Below are 6164 nucleotides of genomic sequence, written 5' to 3'. Positions count from 1 at the left end.
TGGCTTGCCAGCGATGGCGGTGTATCTGATACACCGCGCAAGCCCCATCGCCAGCAAGCTGGCTCCTACAAGGATCTGTATTCACCTGACACACCACCGAACCTGTAGGAGCCGGCTTGCTGGCGATACAGGCGACGCGGTGTGGCTGACCGGACGTCAAAGCGTGGCCGTTTTAATGCACGGCAATTGGCGCTGTAACGGTCTTCCCGAGCGCTGAGCGAACGGTGATGGTCGGGCTCGGTGTCGGGCCGTTGCCGGTGGTGGTAACGGACAGTCTCCAGCGTGCACCCGTACCGTTCGGCGTGAGCGTCGCGGTTCCCAGATTGAGCTGGCCGCCCGTGGTCGACGCACTGACGGTGATGCTGTTGCCCGCCGCCCGCGAGGTCGTCCCGGTCACGTCCCAGGTATAGCGATTGTTGCTGCGCACGTTGACGGAAGCGCGGGTGACCAACAACGTTTCATTCACCGCCGCCGCAGCGCTGACCGCCACGGACACCGTTGCCGGTTTGTCCGAGACGGCGCCAAGGTTGTCGCTGGCTTCGTAGGTAAACACCGCAGTGAACGGCGCCGCAACAATGGCCGGTGGCATATAGAACACTCGAATGCCGTCGGTGCTCACGGAGCCCTGGCCCGAATCCGGCTGGGTCAGGCCGACAACCTTGAGCGGCAGGTTACCGTCCGGGTCAGTGTCGTTGGCCAGCACGCTGATGGTCACTGGCAGGCCGTTACTGCTCGTGGCGCTGTCATTGTTGGCCACGGGTTTTTTGTTCGGGCCTTCATTATCATCGCCGTCAACGCCAGTGCGGAAAGTCGGCAGTGCCACGGAGTTGACGAAAGTGACGCCGTCCCAACCCGGTATCGGCGTTGGCATCAACTGGAACTGCCCCGGATGCTCGGAATCCCAGCGCAGCAGCATCGACGTGTCCTCGTGCTGAGTGTTGTGGCAGTGCTCCATGTAGGTGCCGGCGAACTCGCGGAAGTGGAGCGCCACGTCGACATCCACCGAACTGTCGACGCCTTCGCCAATACGAAAGACGTCCTTGCGTGCCCATTTTTCCCATTCCGGCGGTGCCTTGCCGTCGCGACTGAGAATGACGCCTTCTTCGAAATGCACATGCACCGGGTGGTTCCAGCCGTTGCCGCCGTTCTTGATTTTCCACACTTCGAGGGTGCCGTCGCCGGAGAACCCGGCGTCCGTGGGGCCGCTGGCCAGTTGCGGTGCGGCACTGATGCGGCGCGGGTCCATGGGAAAGCCGGGGCCGCCATCGGTCTTGATCGTCCACGGTGCTTCATCGGTGCCATCGGAGCGACCGAAAATGAACTCCCGATGCCGCGCCACGTTGAGCCTGGCCTGGTCATTCGGGTTGTCGCGATCGATGGGCAACGGGATCATCGTCTTGCCGCCAGGCACAAAGGCTGCCGGGTCCATGGCCACGTCCTGACCGCTGTAGGGCTGAACCAGCAGTTGCAGGAATTTGCCAACCAGCGGGTCGCCCCTGTCCCATTTCGGGCCTTTGCTGGTTTGCTTGATGACGGCCTTGTACTTCTCGGACAGCACGTCAGCCAGGGGGGCGGGCTCTTCCGGGCCCTTGCCGTCTTCGTGCACCAGCAGGTTGACGAAGTACAGTTTGTCGCCGACCTTGATCCCGTTTTTCGAGAAATTGACGATGATGTCGAAACGTTCGGCGATGCCCATGGTTGGCAGGATCGCATTGTTATTGGTCTTATCGCCGTCACCATCCAGGTCCATGCTGCCGTCGAACGGCACGGCGTGTTCCATGATATTGCCGTCGTTGGCAATCAGGTGGAGCGGCACCCGATTATAGGAAACCCCAGAGCCGGCAGGCCCCGGAAATTCACCGCCATTGCCGCTGATTTCCCGTACCAGCGCCAGCTTGAAATAGCGCGACACCGAGCCGTTGAGAATGCGGAAACGGTAGCTGCGCGCGCGAACTTTCAGGCTCGGCTGGTACTGCCAGTTGACCAGCATCTGATCCCCGAGAAAGCCGTCGGTGTTGAACGGGTTGAACCACAACTGGCCGTTCTCGTCCCAGGCCTTATCGGAGATCAGCAGGTTCACGTCGTAGTCGCGGTTGCCCCAAGGCATTGCTGAACCGCTGGGAAAACGCAGGTTGACGCCGTCCTCGATCGCTTCGTTGCCGCGATCCACAGCGCTGTAGTAATTCATCATTGCCGCATTGCCCTTGTAGACATTCTGCGCGGTGAAATCGAGCATGTGGTCGTGGAACCAGTGGCTGCTCATGGTCTCGCGCCAGTCGCCTCGGATTTTTATGCTGCCGTTTTCGCAAGTCTTGAGGCCCGGACTGACATCGTTGACGAAGAGTTTTTCGCCCGGTGAGCAGGGGAAGGCTGCACGCGGATCTTGCGCCTTGGTGTTGATCGTGTCGTAGCCGGCCAGTTGCAGCGGCCAGCGATAATCGTAGAACTGCCCCGGAAAGAAAAATGCATTGGTAAAGCCATCGCTTTCAGCCGGCGAGTGCCCATTGTGTTCGTGGGTGCTGAGGGTGTGCAGGCCAAAACCGGCGTTGGCTGCGGGGTCGATTGGCAGGGCGTTGTAATGGCGCATCAGCAACGCTTGACCGTAGCGGACCATCAGCAATTTGGCCGGCACGGTGCCGTCGAACGTCCACAGCGAGTTGTGATTCTGCACCGGCATTCTTGAATGAAAACGCACGTCGATACCGCGAGTGGTGCCCGCTGTCGCCGGGATGTCCGAAGTTTGGTAGTAGAGCCCGCCGGGGGCGAATTCACCCTTGTTGTAGTGGTGCAATTGTTGGGCGTCACGCAGGCCCTGGTTGGTTCTGGCACCGGCTTGAACAGTCTTGAACTGAACCTGCGGGAAGAACTCGTTCCAGCGTTGATGCGACCAGCCTTTTCCCGGTGGCCGACCCTCCGCCGGCGAGCCCATCGGATGCCGGTTGAGGAAGGCTTCGATCTGCGCTTTCCACGGATTGCGGTCCAGTACATTGGAAAACTGTGAGGGAAACGGGGACAACCCCGGCTGGCGCAGGAAGGCTTCGAGCGCTGCACTCGACGGGCCGCTGCGGGCGACGTTGTTCGGATCCTGCTGGGGCGCCGGGCCGAGGGTTGGCACGGGGAATGTCAGCGTCTGCGGCGGGGTAGTCGGGTCGAGTGTTTCCGAACCGAACTCTTCGAACAGCAGCAGTTGTTGAGTGAATGGTTCGGCTCCGAACAAGGGGCTGGGCTTGCCGTTGGTGGGGTAGTTGAACGACGTCTGTGCGGCGGGCGGCAGTACGTTGTCGGCCCGCGGCGTGTTTCGGTCGCCGAACACGCCGTTGGGCAAGGCCAGGGCACCTTGATTGGCCGGGGGCAGGTTTTTCAGTGCTTCCAGGGCTGCCTTAGGGTCAGCAGGCGGGTTATGGAAGGCTGACGGATCGGTCGGAGGCGGTGGCCCGAAATCATCGAGCGGAGCGGCATTCACCACAGACAGGCTGAAAGTCATCAGCATCACCAAAGTAATGCCCGGCGTCCGGAAAAAGCCGGGCGACTTGTTCACAGGAGCTGAGCTTTTCATGGTGGTTCTCTGGGGCGTGTCGTGGTGTCGGCACATGCGCAAAAATCGACGCAAAAGCTGAGCCACTAACGAGATTGTCAGATAAATCATCGCGTTAGGTTCAGTGATATGCGTGGGAAGTGTTAACGAGAGTTAACAGTTGGGGGATATTCCTCAGTCTTGGGGAGGGTGTTATTCCCTATTGCCCCGCCCGGTGAGGAGGTGTTGTCGCTGGCCTCATCGCCAGCAAGCCGGCTCCTGCAGTTGATTTCCATAGTCACTCGGCATGACTGTCAACTGACACGCCACCCCAGTCTCGTCGGCGCGTTATGATAGGCGCGTCCGCCGCCAGAGTCAGAGCAGAGCCTCAATGCCCCAGATCACCCATTTCAAAACCCCGTGCCCCGAGCACCTCACCAGCCAGATTCTGCAGATGGTGGTCGATAACCTGACCGACATCAGCATGGTCGCCATCCCGCCGAGCAACCTGTTGTACAACGTTTACCAGTATGCGATCGGCTATGAAGTTCACCTCTATCTGGAGGCGCTGAACGGGGCGAAAGGGGTGGCGGTGGAGTTGCTGGTCGCGACCGATGTGGACGATCCGGAACAGGTCATCGGCTTCTTGCTGTACCTGCCGATCAAGGACGATCCCGAGGCGTGCGGCGTCGCATACATGGCGGTGCAGGCCGGCCATCGGCGTCAAGGCGTGGCGCGGCGGATGCTGCGGGAAATGGTCGGCCGCTATCCGCATGCCGAGCTGACCTGCGCGGTGGCCAAGGTGCCGTGGTTTGAATCGATGGGCTTTCAGGTGCTGGGCACGCGCGGTACGCAGGTGTTGATGAACACCCGCGATCATCGCTCTGACGGGTTGATGGGGCTGCTCGACGTGGCGTCGATCTACAGCTCGCTGGAGGTGCGGCAGATTCATACGTACCTGCTGCAAAAGCACGGCAAGCGGGCGATGCTCGATGCGGAAAAACAGCGTGACCGGCATCTGGATCAATTGACGCACAAGGCCAATGAATTTGTCCGCGAGCGGTTGGGCGAGTCGCCGCGCTGACCGCGCCCCACCAGACAAATCGGTCAACTGTGGGAGCGGGCTTGCTCGCGAAGGCGGTGCATCAGGCAAAGATGAAGTTGACTGATACTCCCTCTTCGTCGGAACGCCGCCCGGAGCAAGCCCGCTCCCACAGTTGTTTTGCGTCCACTGAGGCAAATCGGTCAGCGTTTAAGAAAGCTTCACATTCATGGTGATCCGCGCCGTGAACACCTTCTTGCCCTCGACGTCGTGAATATCTACCGGCACGAGCTTGTCGCCTTCCGTGGTCCAGTCCACGGAACCCCCGTCGGCCACCGCCGTCACGTCGGTTTTTGCCTTCGCCAGGTACTCCACCGTCATGCCTTTTGGAATCCAGCGTGCGCCTTCGGGAATCGACACGTCGGTCATCATTCCCGCCGCCAATTCAGCCGCATTGCACATCGCGATCGCGTGCACGGTGCCCAAGTGGTTGGTGATTTCCTTGGCGAACGGCACCTGCACCGTCGCGCAGCCTTTGCGCAACTCCGTGACCAGCGGGTTGATGGTGCTGAAGTAGGGCGCAACCTGACAGGCCATTTTGCTGAATGCTTGCGGGCCCACGCTGTTGAACATGCTGAGAAACTGACTCATTTGAAACCTCGCTGAGGGGGTTGAAGCAGAATTGTGTTCCGTTACAGAATAATGTTCTTTAACGGAACAGTATTCTGTCGACTGGAAATCTGTCAACCTGTCGCCACGTGTCCGATGGCAGTCATCTGCCTTCACCATCGATTTTTTGGGACTGTGTTGAGCATGGAAACGTCAGATTTACTCGAGCGCTGCTACCCCGGAAGACGCGCCGAACTCAAGCGCGATATTTTTCGAAAGGCCCTCGCCCTGTTCAACGAGCAGGGGATCGAGGCCACGACCATTGAGATGATCCGCGCCGAATGCGACACGAGCGTGGGCGCGATTTATCACCACTTCGGGAACAAGGAAGGGTTGGTGGCCGCTCTGTTTTTCACCGCCCTGGATGATCAGGCCAGGCTGCGCGACAGCTATTTGAGCGAGGCGAAAACCACGCAAGAGGGCGTGTATGCGCTGGTGCACAGTTACGTGGATTGGGTCGACAGCCAACCCGAATGGGCGCGGTTCCAGTACCACGCGCGATTTGCTGTCACCAAGGGGCCTTTGAAGGACGAACTGGCTACCCGTAACAAGATGCGCAACAAGCAATTGCTGGAATGGCTGTCGGATTCGGCCAGAGGCGATGAATTGAAAGGTTTTCCGGCTGAATTGATGCTGTCGCTGATTATTGGTCAGGCAGACAACTATTGCAGGACGTGGTTGTCGGGTCGGGTGAAGGGTAGTCCGAAGGTGTACAGGGACGAGCTTGCACAGGCTGCGTGGCGGTCGATTTCCGGCGGTTGACCTGCAAAAAAAGCCTGGTCTGATGCGGTAATGCTGTTCACCTGGGCTCAGGGGGGATGCGCTAATGGGAGGTTTTGAATGGGGGCATATCCGTTGCTGCGGTAACGGCCACTAATGGTTTCGCTTTTACAGCGAGTCACTTTGGAAAAGCCCCAAAGTAACCAAAGGGCTCTTGCC

General features: G+C 59.6%; 4 protein-coding genes. 2 read left to right on the top strand and 2 right to left on the bottom strand.

Annotated elements, in window-relative coordinates:
* Positions 1–172: 172 nt before the first annotated feature.
* Entirely contained in the window at positions 173–3556 is a 3384-nt protein-coding gene (locus PMI32_RS02630) for an Ig-like domain-containing protein (protein WP_008034581.1), read from the bottom strand.
* A 349-nt stretch (positions 3557–3905) separates the two neighbouring features.
* Here PMI32_RS02630 and PMI32_RS02635 point away from each other — a divergent pair, with 349 nt between their 5' ends.
* Complete coding sequence (locus PMI32_RS02635) at positions 3906–4598, top strand: GNAT family N-acetyltransferase (RefSeq protein ID WP_008034576.1); 693 nt, start codon at positions 3906–3908, stop codon at positions 4596–4598.
* A gap of 168 nt (positions 4599–4766) precedes the next feature.
* On the opposite strand, the gene PMI32_RS02640 is transcribed toward PMI32_RS02635, so the two are convergent.
* Positions 4767–5207, bottom strand: coding sequence for a hotdog fold domain-containing protein (locus PMI32_RS02640; protein ID WP_008034574.1), 441 nt, complete (start codon positions 5205–5207; stop codon positions 4767–4769).
* Positions 5208–5369: 162 nt separating this feature from the next.
* Between PMI32_RS02640 and PMI32_RS02645 the strand changes: the two genes are divergently transcribed.
* A complete protein-coding gene (locus PMI32_RS02645) occupies positions 5370–5987 on the top strand; it encodes a TetR/AcrR family transcriptional regulator (protein ID WP_008034573.1) in 618 nt (205 codons plus the stop codon).
* Positions 5988–6164: the final 177 nt, after the last annotated feature.

It is taken from the genome of Pseudomonas sp. GM60, assembly GCF_000282415.1.
In the GTDB taxonomy this organism is placed as follows: Bacteria; Pseudomonadota; Gammaproteobacteria; order Pseudomonadales; family Pseudomonadaceae; genus Aquipseudomonas; species Aquipseudomonas migulae.
Note: the sequence above shows the minus strand (reverse complement) of the source record. Positions and strands in the feature narration are given on the sequence as shown.

Excerpts from the sequence above, each read along its gene's own strand:
- PMI32_RS02630 (WP_008034581.1), bottom strand. The coding sequence starts at position 3,556 with ATGAAAAGCTCAGCTCCTGTGAACAAGTCGCCCGGCTTTTTCCGGACG.
- PMI32_RS02635 (WP_008034576.1), top strand. The coding sequence starts at position 3,906 with ATGCCCCAGATCACCCATTTCAAAACCCCGTGCCCCGAGCACCTCACC.
- PMI32_RS02640 (WP_008034574.1), bottom strand. The coding sequence starts at position 5,207 with ATGAGTCAGTTTCTCAGCATGTTCAACAGCGTGGGCCCGCAAGCATTC.
- PMI32_RS02645 (WP_008034573.1), top strand. The coding sequence starts at position 5,370 with ATGGAAACGTCAGATTTACTCGAGCGCTGCTACCCCGGAAGACGCGCC.